Raw genomic sequence first — 19,871 nt, 5'->3', positions numbered from 1 at the left:
ACCGCCGATGGCGACCATGCGACGAGGCACCGGGGGCGACCCCGCCCGGACGCCGACCATGAGGTCATCCCCCTTCTCGACGCCAAGCGAGTGAGCAGCCCCATGCTCGGCCCTGCGCCGAGTGGACAACCGCATGCTCGCGCGTGCGCAGCGTCACCCTCGGCGAACGGGACGTCACCCTCGGCGAACCCGGCGTCACCCTCGGCGAACCCGGCGTCACCCTCGGCGAACGGGACGTCACCGTCGGCGACGGCGAGACGACGAACGCGCGGGCGCGGACGCAACCACGAACCGGTGAGCGAGCAGAACTCAGCTCGTCAGGCCCGAGTACGAGTGCTTCCCGTCGAAGATGAGGTTCACGCCGGTGAAGTTGAAGATCACGCACGCGTACCCGACGATCACGAAGTACGCAGCCCGCCGTCCGGACCACCCGCGCGTCGTGCGGGCGTGGAGGTAGCCGGCGTAGACGACCCAGACGATGAACGTCCAGACCTCCTTGGGGTCCCAGCCCCAGTACCGACCCCAGGCGTGCTCGGCCCAGATGGAGCCGGCGATGAGCGTGAAGGTCCACAGGACGAAGCCGACGGCGTTGAGCCGGAAGCTCAGCACCTCGAGCTGGCCGGGCGTGGGCAGGGCGTCGAGCCAGCGGAACGCCCGGTGGTTGAGGACGGCGGACCCGTTGTCCCGGGAGTCGCGCAGGAGCTGCAGGATCGACGTCACGAACGCGACGGTGAGGATGCCGGCCGCGGTGATGGCGACGCCGACGTGGATGACGAGCCAGTAGGACTGGAGCGCAGGCTGGACGCCGTCGGCCTGGACGAAGAAGACCTCCTGCGCGAGCGCGAGGAACAGGACGGCGAGGAGCGTCACGAACGCGCCGAGGAACCGGACGTCGCGGAACCGGCTGACGATCAGGAACACGGTGAGCGCGACGCACGCTCCGACGAGCGTGAACTCGTACATGTTGGCCCAGGGGGTGCGGCCGGCGGCGATGCCGCGGGTCACGATGGCGAGCACGAGGAGCAGCCAGCCGAGGGTCGCGGTCGACATGCCGATGCCGGCGGCCTTGCGGTTCACGGGCCGCTCGACGACCTCGTCGGCGCCGCCGGTCCCGCCGCTCGCCCGCGACGTCGCCTCGGCGAGCGACGCGGTGAGGTCGCCCCCGCCGGCGCCGACGCCGACGAGCTCCTTGCGCCGGGTGCCGAGCCGCGCGACGGACGCGAGGTCGCTGCGCGACTCGCCCAGCCGTGTCAGGTCGACGAGGAACGCGATCATCGAGACGGTGAGGACCGTCAGCGACGCCCACACGAGGTGGGTGCTGAGCTCTGCGTAGCTCATCGGGGGGCCTTTCTCGGAAGGTTCGAGGGTGCGGTGGAGGACCCGGTCCCGGCGGCGCTCGCGACGACCCCGTCGACCTCGCGCTGGAGCCCGGAGTCGTCGCCTCTCGCGAGGCCGGCGGCGTCTATCACTGTACGCGGGCGGGTCTCGCCCGACTCGTCGTCGGTGACGTCCTCGCTCCAGACCCGCAGCCAGACGCGGCGGCGGGGCGTGAAGAGCGACAGGGCGAGCCCGAGGAGGGCGCCGAGCGCGAAGACGAGGATCCAGGTCAGGGCGGGGTCGTAGCGCAGGTCGAGCGCGACGTACCGCGGGAGGGAGTCGAAGGTGACGGTGCCGAGGCCGTCGGGCAGCTTCACCGTCTTGCCGGGCTGGATGGTGAGGGTGACGGGCTTGCCGTCCTTGGTCGACTCCGTCATGTCGCTGGTGTCGAGCCGGTAGACGTTCTGGGGCGTGCCGTCGTCGAGCCCGAGGTTCCCGTGCCAGACGTTGAGGACGAGCATCGGGTTGAGGGGCTGCGGGTAGATGGACGCCTGGGTCGGGTCGTCGCTGGCCGCGGTGGGCAGCAGGAACCCGACGAGACCGATCTGGTCGAGCCCCGCGGACACGTCGGGGACCTTGACGACGCCCTGCGACGTGTAGTTGGTGTCCTGCGGGATGAAGACGACTGGCCCCGAGTACGCGACCTCGCCCTTCGCGTCCTTGACGGTGATGTTCGGCGCGTAGCCGTTGCCCTGGAGGTAGACCTTCGCGCCACCGACGTCGAGCGGGTGGTTGACGCGGATCTTCTCGGCCTTCTCGGGGGCGCCGGGCTGGCGGACCGTCACGAACGCGGTGAAGTTGCGGGGCTCGGCCGTGGCCGTCGTCGTGAACTCGGACGTGAACTTGTCGAGGGTCATGCTGAACGGGTCGAGCGAGCTGGACCGCCAGAACGCCCCGGACTCGAACGTGTCGTAGTCGACGACGGAGTTCGCGAACCCGTGGCCCTCGGAGACGATCACCTGGGCGCGGTAGTGCAGCACCTGTCCGGTCCCGACGGCGACGAGCAGCCCGAGCAGGCACAGGTGGAACAGGATGTTGCCGGTCTCGCGCAGGTACCCGCGCTCGGCCGCGACGGTGCGCCGGCCCTCGGCGTCGGTGCCGGTCTCGACGCGGAACGTCGGCAGCCAGCGCAGCGGCCCGCGCAGGTGGCGCACGGCGGCGGCGACGACGGCGTCCGGCGCGGCGTCGGTGGCCGCGTGCCCCTTGGCGGGGAAACGGTCGAACCGGCGGGGGGTCTTCGGGGGGCGCTGGCGCAGCGCCTTGGTGTGCGCGATCGCGCGCGGCACGATGCAGCCGACGAGCGACACGAACAGCAGGATGTAGATCGCCGAGAACCAGACCGACGAGAAGACGTCGAAGAACCCGAGCCTGTCGAGGATCTTCCCAGCCGTCGGGTTGTCCTGGAGGTACTGGGTGACCCCGGACGGGTCGATCGACTGCTGCGGCAGGATCGAGCCGGGCACCGCGGCCACGGCGAGCAGCATGAGGAGCATGAGCGCGACGCGCATGCTCGTGAGCTGCCGCCACATCCAGCGCAGCGTGCCCTTCCAGCCCAGCTTCGGCATGACGGGCGCGGCGCCGTCGGCGCCCTTGCGGCCGCCGCGGGCGGGCGGGGTGGCCGAGCCGTCCTCGTCGTGCGCGACGAACGCGTCGTCGATGCCCTCGGGGCGGTACCCGCGGCGCGCCTCGTCGCGCTCGGTGGTCTTGTCGATCTCGGTCACACCTGCACCCCGTACCTCGACGCCCAGCCGCCCAGCGCGGCCGTCCACGTTCCCCAGACCCCCGTCACCATCGCGATCCCGATGAGCACGAGCATGCCGCCGCCGATCCGCAGGAACGCGAGCCGGTGCCGTCGCAGGAAGTCCAGCATGCGCCGGCTCGACTGCAGCCCCAGCGCGACGAGCACGAACGGCACGCCGAGCCCGATGCAGTACGCGACGGCGAGCGCCGCCCCGCGGACGACGGTCGCCTGGTCGAGCGCGAGCGCGTACACCGCGGTGAGGGTCGGCCCGAGGCACGGCGTCCAGCCGAGCCCGAACACGATCCCGAGCAGCGGCGCGCCCCACAGCCCGGCGCGCGGCGTCACGTGGATGCGCCGTTCGCGCTGCAGGAACGGCAGCGCCCCGAGGAACGCGAGGCCCATGAGGATCACGACGACGCCCAGCACGCGGATGAGGACGTCCTCGGCCTGCCGCACCTGCGTCCCGAGGGCGCCGACGAACCCGCCGAGCACGACGAAGACGAGCGTGAAACCGGCGACGAACAGCCCGACCCCGGCGACGACGCGCGCGCGGCCCCGGGCGACGCTCGGTGTCCCGGCCGGCCGGGTCCCGGGGGCCGCCCCGCCGGGGAGCGCGTTCACGCCCGCGTTCGACGCGGCCCACCCGCTCACGTACCCGACGTAGCCGGGGACGAGCGGGAGCACGCAGGGGCTGGCGAACGAGACGAACCCGGCGACGACGGCGACCGGTACCGCGAGCAGCATCGACCCGCTGAACGCCGTGGTCGCGAACCCCGACGACGCCTCGAGCACCCCGTCAGCGAGCATCACGACGTCGCGGTGCTGCCGGCGCGGACGTCGTCGACGAGGCCGGCGAGCGTGGCCTTCGTCGTCGCGCCGAGCACGCGGGCGGCCACGCGGCCCTCCGCGTCGAGGACGACGGTCGTGGGCACGGCCTGCACGGGCACGACGCCCTGCAGCGTGGCGACGACGGAGCCGCTCTTGTCGGAGATCGACGGGTAGCTGATCTTGAAGGTGCGTTGGAACGCCTCGGCCGCGCCGGCGTCGTCGGTGGAGTTGATCCCGACGAAGTGGACGCCGTCCTTCTCGCTCGAGGCGAGGGCGGCGAGGTCCGGTGCCTCCTTGCGGCAGGGCGCGCAGCCCGCGTACCAGGTGTTGACGACGACGACGTCGCCGTGCCAGTCGGAGGTGTCCACCTTGGTGCCGTCGAACGCGGTCCCGGTGAGCGCGACCGGCTTCGACCGCTCGCTGGGCGTCCACGTCTTGACGGACCCGTCGCCCTGCACGAAGCCGAGGTTCCCGCCGTCGTTCCCGGAGCTCGACGTGCAGCCCGCGAGCAGCAGCGCGCCCACCGTCAGGAGGGTCGCGAGCGCGCCCACGCGCGCGCGACGCCGTCCGGAAGGGGCGGGCGCGACGTGCGCTGCGGCGGAGCGGGCGGGACGGGCAGGGCGCGGCACGGTGCCACGGTGCCGCCGCAGCCTGGACGCGTCCTGGGAATCCGGGGCTTCCGGGGCCCCGGAGGGGGTGTTCGTGACCACCGTCACGCTCCCGGCACGGCGGACGCGCCCGGGAGGAGGTCGGCGGCGGGCTCGGCGTACTCGATCCCGACGAGCCGGTCGCCCTCGAACGTCAGCGACGTGACCGACGCGAGCGAGCACTGGCGGCGGCGCGGGTCGTGCCACAGGCGCCGGTGCTCGGCGGACAGCCGGGTCACCCAGACGGGGAGCTGGTGGCTGACGAGCACGGCCTCGTGGCCGCGCGCGGCCTCGCGCGCGGTGTCGACGGCGGCCCGCACGCGCGCGGCCTGCTCCTTGTAGGGCTCGCCCCACGACGGGCGGAACGGGTTCCAGAGGAACTTCCAGTGGCGCGGGTGGCGCAGCGACCCGTCCCCGACGCCGAACGTCAGGCCCTCGAAGTGGTTCGCGGCCTCGATGAGGCGGTCGTCGCTGCCGAGCTCGAGGCCGAGGGCCTCGGCGACGGGCGTCGCCGTCTCCTGGGCGCGCTGCAGCGGGCTCGCGACGACGTGCGTGACGTCGTGGCCGTCGCCCGAGAAGTGCTCGGCGAGACGCTGTGCCATCGCCTGCCCGCGCTCGGACAGCCGGTAGCCGGCGATGCGGCCGTAGAGGACGCCGTCGGGGTTGTGGACCTCGCCGTGACGGACGAGGTGGACGACGGTCACGGGGGCGGCAGCGGGGCTGGGGTCAGGGCTGGGCACGCCCCCGATTGTCGCAGAGCCCCCTGGGGAGCCGGGCGGCGGTCGGGCCAGGGCCGTGGCGCACGCGTCCCGCACGTCCGCCGACGGTGACGCCCTGCCCACCGACGGTGACGCCCTGCCCACCGACGGCGACACCCTGCCCACCGACGGCGACACCCTGCCCACCGACGGCGACACCCTGCCCACCGACGGTGACGCCCTGCCCACCGACGGTGACGCCCTGCCCACCGATGGTGACGCCCCAGCTCGCTGACCTGGCGATATTGGTTGCCTTGCGGGGGCTGCGAGCGATGGAATCCGCCAGGTCGACGTGGCGTCGGGCCGCCACCGCCCCCGTCACCCGAACTCAGCGAGATTCCGGCGCGTTCACCACACCGGCGCCGTCGGCAAACGGAACGTCACCCTCGGCGCACGCAGCGTCACCCTCGGCGCACGCAGCGTCACCCTCGGCGAACGCACGGCGGCCGATCAGGTGAGCGCGGTCGCGCACGCGTCCCGCACGCGCGCCATCGCGCTCCCGAGCGAGAGCAGCTCGTCCCGCGTGAGGACGTCGACGAGGTAGGTGCGGACGATGTCGACGTGCGTGGGCGCGGCGGCGACGAGCGCGTGCCAGCCCGCGTCGGTCATCGAGCAGTGGACGCCGCGCTTGTCCTCGGCGGCTGCGACGCGGCGGACCAGCCCGGCGCGCTCCATCCGGGAGACCGTGTGCGTGACGCGCGACCGCGAGTACGCGAGGCGCTCCGCGAGCCGCGACATCCGGAGCGAACGGTCGGGCTGCTCGGAGAGCTGGACGAGCACGTCGTACTCGGGCACGGAGAGCGGGAGGCGGCGGTCGTGCTCGCGCACGAGGACCTCCTGGAACCGGCCGACGCCTTCGAGGAAGTCGCGCCATGCGGCCTGCTGCTGGGTGTCGAGCCAGCGGTGGTCGGTCGGGGTGTTCACGGCTGCATTGTGTCCATGACGTGCGGAGATGCCCTAATGATGGGCTTCGACGACGCTCTCCTGAGCTCGGCTTGACCGAGCCACGGACCCCGTCGTCTGGCGGGTCCCGGTGCGCGCGGCGGACCTGACGACGTCGAGCAGGCGGTGCAGCGCGAGCCCGTCGTCGAAGTCGGGGACGGTCCGTGCTCCGGTGCGCAGGTCGTCGGCCAGCCGCGCGTACTGCTGCGCCACGTTGAAGCCCTCCGCGGACGGCTCGATCCCCGCGGCCGGACGGTAGCGGTCCGGGACGGGAAGCTCCTCGAAGACGCCGCTCCCGTCCGAGCCGAACAGCCGCAGCTCGCCGACCTGGACGCCTGCCGGCGCGGTGCGACCGGTCGAGACGAGGAGGAGGTCGCCGTCGGTACCGGAGATCTCGACCCGGGTCCCGGCCGCCGTGGCCTGGCCGTCGTGGACGTGTGCCGCCAGCGCGGCACCGCCGGCGAGCGTCGCGCCCAGGACCAGGTGGTCGGGGCTCGTCGCCGGGACCACGGCCCCGGTCTCGGCGACCGTGAGCGTCGGACGCTGCACGGAGAGGGTCGCCGACAGCTCGCGCACGGCACCGAGGAGGTGCTGGACGGCGTCGAGCGTGTGCCCGCCCGCGACCTCGAGCGTCCCGGCGCCGTTCTCCCCGTCGAGCGTGTACGTGGCCCAGGCGGGGACCTGCCCGCCCGCCCCGGCTCCTCGCGTGGCACGCACGGTCGCCGAGGTCACCCTGCCCACGCGGCCCGCGGCAACCAGGTCGCGGGCGTACGCGATCGCCGGCGCGGAGCGCGCCTGCAGCCCGATCACGTGGTGGACCCCCCGCCCCGCGGGCCGCCGCCGCGAGGGCTTCGGCCTCCCCGGTCGTGCGCGCGAGCGGCCACTCGCAGTAGACGTGCTTCCCGGCCGCGAGCGCCGCCTCGACCAGCTCGGCGTGCGCGGGAACCTTGACCGTGACGACGACGAGGTCGACGTCGGGGTGCTCGGCGAGGCTCCGGGCGTCGGCGAAGGCGTGCGGCGCCCCGAAGGCGCGGGCCGCGGCCTCCGCGCTGGCCGCCCGGCTCGTGCCGACCGCGGTCAGCGTGTAGTCGGGGAGCGCGCGCAGGGCCGGGACGTGCGCCCGCGCGGCCCAGCCGCGGTCGGGGCTCGCCCCGACGATGCCCACGCGGATCTTCGCGGCTCCCACGGCCGGCCCCCTTCGTCGCTGCGGACCGTCCGTCCGCCTGGCGCGAGGCTAACCAACCGCACCGGCGGCGCCGGGGGACGCGCCGGAGCGACCGCCGCACGGCGCCGCGAACCGCGGCCGATGTGACGCACACCACACCACGATCGGGGAATGCCTCGCCGCACGAGCTAGTTCAGTTGTATGTTCAACCAATCCAGGTAACGAGCCACGCCCCCGAGGAGCACTCCATGACCGCCACCGCCCTGCCCACCGGCGTCGTCCCCGGCACCTACGAGATCGACCCGTCGCACTCGTCCGCGAGCTTCACCGTCCGCCACGCCGGCATCTCCAAGGTCCGCGGCACCGTCGCCATCACGAGCGGCGCGATCGTCGTCGGCGAGACGCTCGAGGTCTCGGCCGTCTCCGCCGAGCTCGACGCCCGCTCCGTCACGACCGGCGACGCCAACCGCGACGGCCACCTCCAGAGCGCCGACTTCTTCACCGTCGAGAAGTTCCCGACCTGGACCTTCACCTCGACCTCCGTCTCCGGCTCGGCCGACGAGTTCGTCGTGACCGGCGACCTCACGATCAACGGCGTGACCAAGTCCGTCGAGCTCGAGACCGAGTTCACCGGTGCGGCCGTCGACGCGTTCGGCAACGAGCGCGCTGCGTTCGAGGCCAAGACCGAGATCTCCCGCAAGGAGTTCGACATCACGTGGAACGCGGCCCTCGAGGCCGGCGGCGTGCTCGTCTCCGACAAGGTCAAGATCGACCTCGACCTCTCGGCGATCGTCAAGAAGGACTGACTCTCCCTGCCTGTCAGAACCTGGTGGCCGTCTACGGTCGGCAGGTTCTGGCACACCCCTCGCGCGAGCGGGCTGGCAGAACGTGGTACCCGTCACGGGCCACCACGTCCTGACAGCCCGCTTCGTCGTTCAGCGCGCGAGCGCCCGGCGGACCCGCTCGCCGTCGAGTCGCCAGTACCCCTGCCGCACCCCGTCGACCGTCACGACCGGGACGAGCTCGCCGTACTCCTCGCGCAGCGCGGGATCGGCGTCCACGTCCTGCTCCACGTACCGCTCCCCCGCCTCCGCGCACGCCCCGACGACGACGGCGCGCGCGTCCTCGCACAGGTGGCACCCCTCCCGCACGTACAGCACGACGCGGGGCGGGACGGCGCCGTCGGGCGCGACCGGGGGGACGGCAGGAACGGGCTCGGGGGACGTCACCACCCCAGCGTAGGTGGCCCGTGCAGGTGGTGTGCAGGACCTGCACGACCCCCGGCGGCTCGTCGTGAACGCTCAGCCGGCAGCCCTAGGGTGGGGCGCATGTCACACGTCCCGGGTCGCCAGCACGCGGTCGTCGCGCGCCCCGCGACGCCCGCGGACGACACCGCTCACCCCTCGGCGGTGGCCGCGTTCTTCGACGTCGACAACACCCTCGTACGCGGAGCCAGCACCTTCCACCTCGCCAAGGCCCTGCACGCCCGAGGCTTCTTCCGGGCGCGTGACATCGCGCGGTTCGCGGTGCACCAGGCGCGGTACGCCGTCTACGGCGAGAACGCGCAGCACCTCGACAAGGTCCGCGCCAAAGCGCTCTGCCTCGTGGCGGGACACTCGGTCCACGAGGTCTGCAGCATCGGCGAGCAGGTGTACGACGACGTGCTCGCCCTCCGGATCTTCCCGGGCACGCGGGCGCTGCTCGAGGCGCACCTCGCGGCCGGGCACCAGGTCTGGCTCGTGACCGCGGCGCCCGTCGAGGTCGGCGGGCTCATCGCCCGGAGGCTCGGCGCCACCGGCGCGCTCGCGACCGTCCCCGAGCACGACGCCGACGGCGTCTACACCGGGCGTCTCGACGGCGAGCTCATGCACGGCGCCGCGAAGGCGCGGGCAGCCCGCGACCTCGCCGCACGGACCGGGATCGACCTCGACCGCTCGTACGCCTACGGCGACTCCATGAACGACATGGACCTGCTCGCCGCCGTCGGCCACCCGTGCGCCGTGAACCCCGAGCCGCGGCTGCGACGGCTCGCGAGGGCGTCCGGCTGGGAGGTGCGCGAGTTCCGCCAGCCCACGCGCCGCGCCGCCCGCACGGGCGTCAAGGCGGGCGGCTGGGTCGCCGCCGGCTGGGCAGCGACGTCGCTGCTGCGCCGCGCCGCGCGCCGCTGACGCCCCTCCCGCGACATAGACCGGCCGCCCGTCCGCCTCGCGGGGCCCGGACGCACGAAACTGCCCGGACGCACGAAAGGGCCCGACCGCACGCGGTCGAGCCCTTCTCGCTCACGCCCGGCAGGCCGGGCGGGGCGTCACTTCTTGTTGCGACGCTGGTGGCGCGTCTTACGAAGCAGCTTGCGGTGCTTCTTCTTCGCCATGCGCTTGCGGCGCTTCTTGATGACGGAGCCCATGGGTCCTCGCAATGATCGAAGGTGTCAGATCGTCGCCTCGTCCACGTGTCCCCCGACCCTGCGACGTGCGGCGAGCTGACGAGCTGACGACGCGGTCGAAGACGGCGGGACGAGACGAGACGAAGGCCGTGGACCAGCCTACCGCGCCGACCCCGCCCAGCCGAATCCGGCCCGGCTGTCACCGAGGCGCACCCTCAGTCGAGGTAGGGGTCCAGGCCGAGCAGCGGAAATACCTCGCGGCGGGTCGCGAGGATCGACCGGTCGAGGTCGTCGGCCGGGTCGTACCCCTGCGACCAGGGCTTGAACGTCACAGGGTGGTCGCCCATGCGTCGCGGCGGGTCCTCGCCCGCGCCCTCCGCGACGTCGTGCCGCCAGGACTCCGGCAAGGGCGTGTCGGGGTCGAGCGGCCGGTGCACGACCTCCGCGACGACGTTCGCCCAGGCGCGCGGCACCACGTCGATGACGGCGTACCCGCCGCCACCGAGCGCGACCCACCGCCCGCCCGACAGCTCGTGCGCGAGCGCGTGGACGCGCTCCGCGGCGATCCGCTGCGCGTCGACCCCGACGTGCAGGTCGGTCAGCGGGTCCTGGGCGTGCGAGTCGCAGCCGTGCTGGCTGACGATCGCCTCGGGCGCGAAGGCTCGCAGGACGGCGGGCACCACGGCGTCGAACGCGCGGAGGAACCCCGCGCCGTCGGTGTGGCGGGGCAGGGCCACGTTGACGGCGGACCCCTCGGCCTTCGGGCCGCCCGTGTCCGTCGGGAAGCCCGTGCCCGGGAAGAGGGTCTGGCCGCTCTGGTGCACGGACACGGTCAGGACGCGCGGGTCGTTCCAGAACACGCCCTCGACGCCGTCCCCGTGGTGCGCGTCGACGTCCACGTACGCGACCCGGGTCGCGCCGTCGTCGAGCAGGCGGCGGATCGCGGCGGCCGCGTCGTTGTAGATGCAGAAGCCCGACGCCGCGTCCCGGCGCGCGTGGTGCATGCCGCCCGCGACGTTCACGGCGTGCTCGACCTCGCCCGACCAGACCGCGCCGGCCGCCACGTACGAGCCGTGGAAGATCCGCGCCGCCGCCTCGTGCATGCCCGGGAAGACCGGGTCGTCCTCGGTCCCGAGCCCGCGCAGCGGGTCGGTCGTGCCCTTCTCGGACGCCGAGCGGACCGCGGCGACGTACCGCTCGTCGTGCACGAGGGCGAGCTCGGCGTCGTCCGCGGGGACCGGGTCCACGAGCTCCACGCCGGGGGTGTCGAGCAGCCCGAGCGACCGGACGAGGCTCATCGTCAGCTGGAGGCGGGACGGCGCCATGGGGTGGCCGGGACCGAAGTCGTAGGCCAGCAGCTCGGGGCTCCAGACCACGAGCGACCGGGGCGCGTCCACGTCCGGTGCGGGCGCGGCGGCGAGGTCGCCGACGGGGGCGGGGGCGGCGGCGTCGCGCGCGTCGAAGGGAACCGGCACGGGGATCACGCTAGTCTGCCGGGGCGGGCGCGGGCGAAGAGCCAGGTCAGGTGACGGCACGAGCCGGCGCGCGGCGGGCGGCGTCGGGCAACGACGACGCAGCGCCCGACGCAGCACGCGAGGGACACGGCAGACGGAGGAGGGACGTGGCCGAGGCCTTCAGGGACCAGTTCGTGACCGCGCGGGGCGTCGTCGACCGCCTCGCCCGACGCTCCCCCGCCAGGCTGGCGGTCTTCTCGTTCGCCGGCGTCGTCATGGTCTTCACGCTGCTGCTCCTGACCCCGTGGGCGACAGCCTCGGGGCGGAGCGCACCGGTCGTCGACGCGCTGTTCACCGCCACGTCCGCGGTGTGCGTGACCGGGTTGACCGTGGTCCCGACGGGCGTCTTCTGGTCGACGTTCGGGCAGGTCGTGATCCTCGTCGCCATCAAGGTCGGCGGCCTCGGCGTCATGACGCTCGCGTCGATCCTCGGGCTCGCGGTGTCCCGGCATCTCGGCCTCACGCAGCGCATGCTGGCCGCGACCGAGGTCAAGACGACGCGGCTCGGCGAGGTCGGCTCGCTCATCCGCGTCGTCGTCATCACCTCGACGTCGCTCGAGCTCCTCGTCGCGCTCGCCCTGTTCCCCCGTTTCCTGGTGCTGCGCCAGACGGTCGGCGAGGCCGCCTGGCACGCGCTGTTCTTCGGGATCTCCGCGTTCAACAACGCCGGCTTCGTCCCGACCGCGGAGGGGCTCGAGGGAAGCGTCGGCGACTGGGCGCTCTGCGTCCCGCTGATCGTCGGGACGTTCATCGGGTCGCTCGGCTTCCCCGTGATCCTCAACATCATGCGCAACCGCAAGCGGCCCGACCGGCTGTCGCTGCACGCGAAGCTCACCCTGGTGACCGGCGCGTTGCTCGTGCTGGTCGGCGCGATCGCCTTCCTCGGCCTCGAGTGGACGAACCCCAAGACCTTCGGGCCGCTCAACGTCGCGAACAAGGTCCTCGCCGCCGTGTTCCAGGGCATCATGCCGCGCTCGACGGGGTTCTCGACCGTCGACATCGGCGACCTGCACGAGACGAGCTGGCTCGTCACCGACGCGCTCATGTTCGTGGGGGGCGGCAGCGCGTCGACGGCGGGCGGCATCAAGGTCACGACGCTCGCCGTGATGCTCCTCGCGATCGTCGCGGAGGCCCGGGGCGACCGCGACATCGAGGTGTTCCGACGACGCATCCCGCCCGAGACGATCCGGCTCGCGATCGCCGTCACCTTCGTGGGCGCGACCGCCGTCCTGACCGCGAGCCTGCTCCTTCTGCAGATCACGGGCTGGAACCTCGACGTCGTCATCTACGAGGTGATCTCCGCGTTCGCGACCGTCGGGCTCTCGACGGGCGTCACCCCGGACCTGCCCGAGGCCGGCAAGTACGTGCTGGTCGTGTTGATGTTCGTGGGCCGCACCGGGACCATGACTCTGGGTGCGGCGCTCGCGCTCCGCAGCCGTCGCCGCGTCATCAGGATGCCCGAGGAGAGGCCGATCATTGGTTGACACCATGCCCACGAAGTCGGTGGACCCCCGGGTCCGCGAGGTGCGGCCACGTTCCGAGGAGCGGGCCGCGGGCGCGCTCGTGATCGGGCTCGGCCGCTTCGGGCAGTCGATCGCGACGTCGCTCGACCGGCTCGGCCAGGACGTGCTCGTCGCCGAGAAGAACCCGGACCTCGTCTCGCAGTGGTCCGGGCGCCTCGCGCTCGTCGAGGCCGACGCCTCCAACCCGGAGGCGCTCGAGCAGATCGGCGCACGGGACTTCTCCGTCGCCGTCGTGGCGGTGGGGACGGCGCTCGAGGCCTCCGTCCTCATCACGGGGAACCTGGTCGACCTGGGCACGCCGCAGATCTGGGCCAAGGCGGTCTCCGCGGAGCACGGCCGGATCCTGCAGCGCATCGGCGCGCACCACGTCGTCTTCCCCGAGTCCGACGCCGGGAACCGGGTCGCGCACCTCGTCTCCGGCAAGCTCCTCGACTACATCGAGGTCGAGGACGGCTTCACGATCGTCAAGATGCGGCCGCCGAAGGAGACGCACGGGTTCACGCTCGAGCAGTCGAAGGTCCGCTCGAAGTACGGCGTCACGATCATCGGCGTGAAGTCGCCGGGCGTGGAGTTCCAGTACGCGACCCCCGAGACCCGCATCTCCCCCACGGACCTGCTCATCGTTTCCGGGCCGGCCGAGCTGTTGGAGCGCTTCGGCTCCCGCCCCTGACGCGGGCTCCCCAGCGCCCGGTGAGCGTCACGGCGTCCGACGGCGCAGCGTGAGCCCCCCGACCACCACCGCGCCCGCGAGGAACGCGACGATCACCGCGACGTCTCCTGCGACGTCGCCGAGCGAGCTCCCGGCGGCCAGGTGCTGCATCGCGTCGACGCCGTAGGTCAGCGGGAACGCACGCGAGATCCACTCGAGGACGGTGGGCATCTCGTCGCGCGGCATGAGCAGACCGCAGACGACGAGCTGCGGGAAGACGATCAGCGGCATCATCTGCACGGCCTGGAACTCGGTGCGCGCGACCGCCGAGGCCGCCAGCCCGAGCGTGCAGCCGAGGACGGCGTCGAGCACGGCGACGAGGACGACGGCGCCGAGCGAGCCGTGCACGTCCATCCCGCACACCCACACGGCGAACCCGGTCACGACGAGCGCCTGCACGACCGCGACCGCGCCGAAGGCCAGCGCGTACCCGCCCACGAAGTCGCCCTTGCCGAGCGGGGACGCCATGAGCCGCTCGAGCGTGCCCGACGTCCGCTCGCGCAGCGTCGCGACGCTCGTGACCAGGAACATCACGATGAGCGGGAAGAGCGCGACGAGGATCGGCCCGAACTGGTCGAGCACCGGCGTGCCGTGGAACATCCAGGCGATGAGCCCGAGCAGGACGCACGGGAGCAGGACGATCAGGGCGATGGTCCGCGGGTCGTGACGGAGCTGGGCGAGGACGCGCCGCGCGGTCGCCGCGGTGAGGGCCGGGGTCATCGCGCGTCCTCCTCGACGAGCGCGAGGAACGCGTGCTCGACGTCGTCGGCACCGGTCCGCGCGAGGAGCTCGGCCTCGGTCGCGTCCGCGACGACGGCGCCGTCGCGCATCAGGAGGAGCCGGTCGCAGCGGCTCGCCTCGTCCATGACGTGGCTCGACACGAGGAGGCTCGCGCCGTCGTCGCGCAGCCGGCCGAACAGGTCCCACAGGTCGCGGCGCAGCACCGGGTCGAGGCCGACGGTCGGCTCGTCGAGGACGAGCAGCTCGGGGGCACCGAGCAGGGCGACGGCGAGCGAGACGCGGGACCGCTCCCCTCCCGAGAGGTCGCCCACGCGGGTCCGTGCGTACCGGACGAGGTCCACCTGCTCGAGCACGCGGTCCGCGTCGCCCGACGGCGCCCGCAGGACCGTCGCGAAGTAGCGGAGGTTCTCCGTCACGGTGAGGTCCGCGTAGACGCTCGGCGCCTGGGTCACGTAGCCGACCCGGCGCCGCAGCTCCGGGGCGCCCGCGGGCCTGCCGAGCACCGTGACCCGGCCGGCGTGCACCTCCTGGACCCCGACGATCGCGCGCATGAGCGTCGTCTTGCCGGCGCCGCTCGGCCCGAGCAGACCGACGACCTGGCCCGCCGGGACCCGGAGGTCGAGGCCGTCGAGGACGGTGTGCGGCCCGCGCCGGACCACGAGCCCGGCGGCGTCGACGGCGGTGGCCACCGCTTCATTCCCCATGTGAGGAATTCTGCTCCTCGTCGACGCCGACGGCAAGGTCTCCCGTGAGATACCGCTGGAGCGTCGGTCCGACGAGCCGCGCGACGTCGTCCCGGGGCAGAGACGCGACCGGCTCGAGCCCGATCACGACCCGGGTGACCAGCAGCCCCACGACCTGCGACGCGACGAGAGCCACGCGCACGTCGGCGTCGGGCGCGTCCAGCACCGAGGCGATGCTGCCGAACACCGTCCGGCGCAGGTAGTCGACGAACACCCCGGCCGCCGGGTCCGCCGACAGCGCCCCCGACAGGACCGTCCGCAGCCGCGCCCGGCCCTCGTCGGTGTCCCACACGGCGAGCACGAGGCGCGCGAGCCGCTCCCCCATCGTGTCGCGGGGCCCGTCGCCGAGCGCCCCGAGCACGACGCGTGGGTCGAGGCCCTGCGGCACGAGCCCGGCCGCCAGGAGGTCCGCCTTGGAGTCGAAGTAGTGCCGGACGAGCGCCGGGTCCACGCCCGCGCGCCGTGCGACGCCCCGCACGCTCGTCGCGTCGAACCCGCGTTCGGCGAACTCGGAGCACGCGGCGTCGAGGATCGCGGCGCGCGTGTCCTCGCCCGCCGGACGACGCCCGCGCCGCCGCCTCTGACCCGGCCTCACGTCACCCGGCATGGCCCCAGCGTAGGGTCCCCCCGCCGGCGGTCGCGCGGGGCCCGCCGACGGCGACACGCCGCGGCCCGCCGGTCACGCAGGGAACGGCAAGCCGGGTCCTGCACGCCGACGGCGGCGCCACCCTCCGCGAGGGTGACGCCGCCGTCGTCGTGCTGCCCGGTGGTCAGCCGACCTTCTTCCAGGGGCCGTTCGGGTCGCCCGGCTTCTGGTTCCGGGTCCACCACTTCGCGACGTAGGTCGAGCCCTGGTAGACGACCCGGTCGCCGGTGTCGAAGATCCGCGTGGCGGTCCACACCGCGGTCCCGTCGACCGAGGTCACGATCTCCTGCCACGGCCCGTACGGGTCGCCGGGCTTCTGGTTCTGGGTCCACCACGACGCCGTCCAGACCGACCCGGCGTAGGCCACCGAGGCGCCGGCCTGGTAGACGGCCTTCGCGTCCCAGGCGGCCGGGATCGCCGACGCGTCCGCGAACGCCGTCACCGTGAGCGCGTCGATGTTCGGCGCCCACGACGACCGCAGGTCGATGTCCGGGTAGGTGTCGGAGATGTACGTGGTGCCGTCGAAGTCCGGCAGCTCCTCCGAGCTGAACGTCAGCGTGTTGGCGCCCTTCGCCAGGGTCGCGTAGAACGTCAGCTCGTAGAAGTTGTCGTCGTGGAACGTGAACGGGAACCACACGCGCTGCGTGTCCCCGCCGTTGACGGCGACCTCGGCGTGCCGGGCGAGCGGGTCGGGGTTGTAGTGCGACGCCACCGACTGCTCGCCGTTCGAGTACCGCACGGTGACGGCGTAGGTGCCCGCCGCCTTCGCGGACACCCGGAACGTGGCGGTGCTGTCGTTGCCGGGCTCGCCGCCGATGCCGGTGACGGCCTTGCCGCCGTCGGCGAGCGGGTACGACGCGACCTTCGCGCCGCCCGACAGCGTGGCGTCCTCGCCCTGGACCGTCGTGGCCGCGAGACGCCCACCGGACGCCCCGATCCGGACGCGGTCGACGAGCAGGTTGCCGCCCGTCCCCGTGAGCGTGACCTTGTTGATGCCCCCGGACAGGAACACCGGGACGGTCACGGGCGAGCCGATCGCGCCGACCGCCTGCCCGTTGACGGTCAAGGTCGCCGTACCCGAGCCGACCGTGTCGACCGAGAGCGAGCGCTCGGCGTCGTCCTTCGCGTAGACCCAGAAGGTGGCCGAGCCGTCGGCGCCGAGCGCGGCCGCACCCGAACCGGAGACGCCCGTGCGGGAGTAGTCGGCCGTGGCGCCGTCGAGCTCGGCGTCCTCGCCCTCGTACACCGCGTGGGTCGCCTTCGGGTTCGGCAGCGACAGGTCGATCTTGTCGACGATCGCGTCGCCCTTCGTCCCCTTCGACCCGTCGAGGCTCTTGGCCGCGAGCGTGATCGTGTGCGTGCCCTTCGTGAGGTCGACGGTCGTGTCGGTGTGGTCCCAGACCACCCACTTGTAGCCGAGCGTGAGGTAGAGCTCCTGCTCGGCCTTGCCGTCGACCGTGAGGAACACGTTGGTCGGGCCCTGCTCGGCGACGAGGCCGTAGGTGTTGAGGGAGTTGGCGAAGACGCTGAGGTCGTAGGTGCCGTCCTGCGGAACGTCGACCGTGAAGGCGAGCCTCACGTCCGAGCCGGCCCGCAGGCCGCCGACGTCGTAGCCGCCGGACGTGTAGAACCCGCTGACGTTCGACGTCGTCCCCTCCGGGCCGTTCTTCGTGTAGCCGCTGCCGGTGTGGGCCGCGTCCTCGGCCTCGTACGTGCCCCGCCACAGGTCGGGAGCGACGGTCGTGGCGTCGGCCTTCGCGCCCGGCGTCACGGTGATGACGTACGCCGACTCGGCGTCGAGCACCGGGAGGTCGCCCTCGCCGAACGCGAGCGCCACGGACCCCGACTGCACGGGGACGTTCAGCTCCGCGACGTCGCGCGGCCCGGCCGAGTCGCCGACCTGCCCCGACCAGCCGATCTCCTTGACGGACACGTGCACGGTCGACCCGAACGTCGCTGCGTCGACGTGCTGGAAGTTGACGAGCGAGTTGCCCGACGCCCCGCCGATGATCGCCTTCGCCTGCCTGCGCGAGGTGTCGAGGGTCGCGACGCCCTGGAGCGTGTAGCTCTGGTTCGGGTGCGGCGGCGTGACCTGGACGGTCTTGCCGGTCATCTGGCCGTACGCGTTGAAGAGCCACCACTGGCCGTTGCCCCGGTTGGCCTGGACGGCCGAGTCGGAGATGTTGCCGTCGATGTTCCAGTACGCGACGTCGCCGTCGACCTTGGCGTCCTCGAGCGCGGAGACCCACTGGATCATCTGGCCTGGAACCGACGTGTGGTAGTTGAACGCGTACTCGTCGATGTTGATCGGCAGGTGCTTGCCCTCGTAGGCCGTGCCCGCGTAGAGGGTGTCCTCCCACGACCGGAACTTCGCGACGTTGGTGCGGATCGATGCCGGGTTGCTCAGCTCGTGCCAGGTGATGACGTCGGGCATGGTGCCCTGCGCGAGCGCATGCTTGAGGAAGCCCTGCATCTGCGTGTACAGCACGCTCGTGTTGGGGCCCGCGATCCGCGCGTCGGGGAGCTCGGCCTTGATGAGCGCGTACGCGTCGTCCCACGCCTTGAAGTAGTACTGCGGGTCGTTCAGCCAGGAGATCTTGTTGTAGCTCCAGGTGCCGGTCCCGAACATGTTGCCCTCGGGCTCGTTGAACGGCACGAAGACGACGTGGCTCCGGTACTTCTCCGGGAGGGTCGCGACCTGCTCGACCTGCTTGGTCATCTTCGCCTCGTAGTCGGCGAGACGTGCCTGCGGGGTGTCGCCCGGCCACTCGTACGGGAAGCCGCGGTAGATGTCCGTCATGTAGATGTAGACGTCACCGCCCGACGAGTCGACCAGCGGCTTGAGCACCTCGAGCGCGTCCGCACCCGGGTGCTGCGGACCGTCCTGGGCCTTCGTCGCCACAGTCCGCAGCTTGATCCCGTCGATCACGTTGTTCGACGGGATGTCCTGCCCGTAGAGCCCGTACAGGGTCCCGACGGCGCCGCCCATGAAGTCGCCCGTGGTCCTGGCGAGGTCGATGTCGACCTGGTTGTCGGTCTTGACCTCGACGGTCGCCGTGACCGCGCCCACCGCCGTCGTGCCGCGGACCGTGAACGTCCCGGCCTTCGCGTACGACGCCGGGTCGACCGCGTCCCACGTCACGGCGACGGGCCGGTCGTAGTCGTCGCTGTACGTCGCGTTCACCGTGGCGGGCAGGGTCGGGGCGACGCCGGTCGCCGTCGTGACCTGAACCCCGCCGGGCGCCACTCCGGTCATGGTCGCGACCTCCTCGCCGAGCCCGGCGACCTGCTCGGCCGTGAGCGCGGTGTCGTAGACCCGGAAGTCGTCAAGCTGTCCTCCGAAGTAGGTCGCGTACTGCTGGGTCCACTGGGTCCGGCCGATGAGCCCCGAATAGGTGCTCGACGCCGAGTACAGCTTCGCGAAGTCGAGCGGCGCGGACCGCGCGTCGGTCTTCACGCCGTTGACGTACATGACGAGCTGCGAGCCGTCCTCGGTGAGCGTGAGGTGCATCCAGCGGTCCGCCGGCAGCGCGTCGGCCGCGTTGAGCTTGTACTCGGGGCCGTCGTTGGCGGCCGCGCTGTTCTTCCCGTTCTCCGACGGCGCCCAGAACACGCCGTAGTTGTTGTTCGGGAGCTTGTCGCCACCGAGGATGAACGTCCACGGCGCGACGGAGGTGACGTTCTTCCCGTCCCACTTGACCCACGTCGAGACCGTGACGCCCTTCGCGCCCTGGTAGAGGCCGTTGGGGATCTTGACGTACGGCATGGTCGAGTCCGTGGTGCCCTGCGGCCCGCCGGGGAGCGCGAGCGTGCCAGCGCCGTCACGCGTCCCGGTGCCGAGCTTGGCCGCGTTCACGACCGTCCCGTCGTACGCGGCACCGCCCGAGCCGGAGTTGTGCAGCGTCGCGACGCCCGGCCCCGCGTCGTCGAACGTGTAGTCGACGACGGGTGCGGGCACCGACGCCGCGACCCCGGGCGGCTCCGCCGCCTGGGAGGGTCCGGCGACCAGCGGCGCCAGACCGACGACGGCGAGCGCGGTGCTCGCCCCCGCCGCGGTGAGTCTTCGGAGCGTTCGGGGCGTGCGCCCTCGACCGCTGCCTGGTGTTGTCGGGTCCATGCTGATGCTCCCTTGCATCCGGTGGGTCATGGGGGCT

Annotated in this window: 19 protein-coding genes and 1 pseudogene; 5 read left to right on the top strand and 15 right to left on the bottom strand. The window is 72.7% G+C overall.

The window, feature by feature from the left end; all coding sequences use genetic code 11:
• Positions 1-309: 309 nt before the first annotated feature.
• From ccsB to ACFT5B_RS05520, 5 genes are all read right to left on the bottom strand, one after another.
• On the bottom strand, positions 310-1,338 hold the full coding sequence (ccsB, locus tag ACFT5B_RS05540) for a c-type cytochrome biogenesis protein CcsB (protein ID WP_386796980.1): 1,029 nt from the start codon (positions 1,336-1,338) through the stop codon (positions 310-312).
• Positions 1,335-3,098, bottom strand: coding sequence for a cytochrome c biogenesis protein ResB (locus tag ACFT5B_RS05535; protein ID WP_386796979.1), 1,764 nt, complete (start codon positions 3,096-3,098; stop codon positions 1,335-1,337). Before ACFT5B_RS05535 ends, ccsB begins: the two co-directional genes overlap by 4 nt.
• Entirely contained in the window at positions 3,095-3,925 is an 831-nt protein-coding gene (locus tag ACFT5B_RS05530; protein WP_386797040.1) for a cytochrome c biogenesis CcdA family protein, read from the bottom strand. The genes ACFT5B_RS05535 and ACFT5B_RS05530 overlap by 4 nt, the downstream gene beginning before the upstream one ends.
• Positions 3,925-4,575: a TlpA family protein disulfide reductase gene (locus ACFT5B_RS05525; protein WP_386796978.1), complete on the bottom strand. Its 651-nt coding sequence runs from the start codon at positions 4,573-4,575 to the stop codon at positions 3,925-3,927. The genes ACFT5B_RS05530 and ACFT5B_RS05525 overlap by 1 nt, the downstream gene beginning before the upstream one ends.
• Positions 4,576-4,658: 83 nt before the next feature.
• Positions 4,659-5,333, bottom strand: a complete 675-nt coding sequence (locus tag ACFT5B_RS05520) for a histidine phosphatase family protein (protein ID WP_386796977.1) — start codon at positions 5,331-5,333, stop codon at positions 4,659-4,661.
• A gap of 55 nt (positions 5,334-5,388) precedes the next feature.
• On the opposite strand from ACFT5B_RS05520, the gene ACFT5B_RS05515 reads away from it, so the two are divergent.
• Complete coding sequence (locus ACFT5B_RS05515) at positions 5,389-5,586, top strand: hypothetical protein (protein ID WP_386796976.1); 198 nt, start codon at positions 5,389-5,391, stop codon at positions 5,584-5,586.
• Between the two features lie 215 nt (positions 5,587-5,801).
• Here ACFT5B_RS05515 and ACFT5B_RS05510 read toward each other — a convergent pair whose 3' ends face one another.
• From ACFT5B_RS05510 to ACFT5B_RS05500, 3 genes and pseudogenes are all read right to left on the bottom strand, one after another.
• Complete coding sequence (locus tag ACFT5B_RS05510) at positions 5,802-6,275, bottom strand: MarR family winged helix-turn-helix transcriptional regulator (protein WP_386796975.1); 474 nt, start codon at positions 6,273-6,275, stop codon at positions 5,802-5,804.
• 33 nt (positions 6,276-6,308) lie between these two features.
• Positions 6,309-7,103: a Gfo/Idh/MocA family oxidoreductase gene (locus ACFT5B_RS05505; protein WP_386796974.1), complete on the bottom strand. Its 795-nt coding sequence runs from the start codon at positions 7,101-7,103 to the stop codon at positions 6,309-6,311.
• 70 nt (positions 7,104-7,173) lie between these two features.
• Positions 7,174-7,458, bottom strand: a pseudogene (locus ACFT5B_RS05500) (Gfo/Idh/MocA family oxidoreductase); the annotation flags it as partial.
• Positions 7,459-7,706: 248 nt separating this feature from the next.
• On the opposite strand from ACFT5B_RS05500, the gene ACFT5B_RS05495 reads away from it, so the two are divergent.
• The gene (locus tag ACFT5B_RS05495; protein ID WP_386796973.1) at positions 7,707-8,264 is read left to right on the top strand and encodes a YceI family protein; all 558 of its coding nucleotides are present in this window, start codon (positions 7,707-7,709) and stop codon (positions 8,262-8,264) included.
• A 129-nt stretch (positions 8,265-8,393) separates the two neighbouring features.
• On the opposite strand, the gene ACFT5B_RS05490 is transcribed toward ACFT5B_RS05495, so the two are convergent.
• On the bottom strand, positions 8,394-8,687 hold the full coding sequence (locus ACFT5B_RS05490; RefSeq protein WP_386796972.1) for a glutaredoxin family protein: 294 nt from the start codon (positions 8,685-8,687) through the stop codon (positions 8,394-8,396).
• A 99-nt stretch (positions 8,688-8,786) separates the two neighbouring features.
• Here ACFT5B_RS05490 and ACFT5B_RS05485 point away from each other — a divergent pair, with 99 nt between their 5' ends.
• Entirely contained in the window at positions 8,787-9,626 is an 840-nt protein-coding gene (locus tag ACFT5B_RS05485; RefSeq protein WP_386796971.1) for an HAD family hydrolase, read from the top strand.
• Between the two features lie 137 nt (positions 9,627-9,763).
• Here ACFT5B_RS05485 and ACFT5B_RS05480 read toward each other — a convergent pair whose 3' ends face one another.
• Positions 9,764-9,862: a 30S ribosomal protein bS22 gene (locus ACFT5B_RS05480; protein ID WP_003792170.1), complete on the bottom strand. Its 99-nt coding sequence runs from the start codon at positions 9,860-9,862 to the stop codon at positions 9,764-9,766.
• A 194-nt stretch (positions 9,863-10,056) separates the two neighbouring features.
• On the bottom strand, positions 10,057-11,238 hold the full coding sequence (locus ACFT5B_RS05475; protein ID WP_386797039.1) for an acetoin utilization protein AcuC: 1,182 nt from the start codon (positions 11,236-11,238) through the stop codon (positions 10,057-10,059).
• A 224-nt stretch (positions 11,239-11,462) separates the two neighbouring features.
• On the opposite strand from ACFT5B_RS05475, the gene ACFT5B_RS05470 reads away from it, so the two are divergent.
• Both ACFT5B_RS05470 and ACFT5B_RS05465 read left to right on the top strand, forming a co-directional pair.
• On the top strand, positions 11,463-12,839 hold the full coding sequence (locus ACFT5B_RS05470) for a TrkH family potassium uptake protein (RefSeq protein WP_386796970.1): 1,377 nt from the start codon (positions 11,463-11,465) through the stop codon (positions 12,837-12,839).
• A 4-nt stretch (positions 12,840-12,843) separates the two neighbouring features.
• A complete protein-coding gene (locus ACFT5B_RS05465; protein ID WP_386796969.1) occupies positions 12,844-13,548 on the top strand; it encodes a potassium channel family protein in 705 nt (234 codons plus the stop codon).
• A 27-nt stretch (positions 13,549-13,575) separates the two neighbouring features.
• Here the strand turns inward: ACFT5B_RS05465 and ACFT5B_RS05460 are convergent, their stop codons facing one another.
• The 4 genes from ACFT5B_RS05460 to ACFT5B_RS05445 all read right to left on the bottom strand — a co-directional run bounded on the left by ACFT5B_RS05460 (position 13,576) and on the right by ACFT5B_RS05445 (position 19,864).
• Positions 13,576-14,307, bottom strand: a complete 732-nt coding sequence (locus tag ACFT5B_RS05460; RefSeq protein WP_386796968.1) for an ABC transporter permease — start codon at positions 14,305-14,307, stop codon at positions 13,576-13,578.
• Positions 14,304-15,032: an ABC transporter ATP-binding protein gene (locus ACFT5B_RS05455; RefSeq protein WP_386796967.1), complete on the bottom strand. Its 729-nt coding sequence runs from the start codon at positions 15,030-15,032 to the stop codon at positions 14,304-14,306. Before ACFT5B_RS05455 ends, ACFT5B_RS05460 begins: the two co-directional genes overlap by 4 nt.
• On the bottom strand, positions 15,022-15,678 hold the full coding sequence (locus tag ACFT5B_RS05450; RefSeq protein WP_386796966.1) for a TetR family transcriptional regulator: 657 nt from the start codon (positions 15,676-15,678) through the stop codon (positions 15,022-15,024). Before ACFT5B_RS05450 ends, ACFT5B_RS05455 begins: the two co-directional genes overlap by 11 nt.
• A 163-nt stretch (positions 15,679-15,841) precedes the next feature.
• Positions 15,842-19,864: a LamG-like jellyroll fold domain-containing protein gene (locus ACFT5B_RS05445; protein WP_386796965.1), complete on the bottom strand. Its 4,023-nt coding sequence runs from the start codon at positions 19,862-19,864 to the stop codon at positions 15,842-15,844.
• Positions 19,865-19,871: the final 7 nt, after the last annotated feature.

Origin of the sequence: Luteimicrobium sp. NPDC057192, from assembly GCF_042670205.1 — a bacterium.
Classification (GTDB): domain Bacteria; phylum Actinomycetota; class Actinomycetes; order Actinomycetales; family Cellulomonadaceae; genus Luteimicrobium.
The sequence above is the reverse complement of the archived record's forward strand: the minus strand, read 5'-3'. Positions and strand labels throughout refer to the sequence as shown.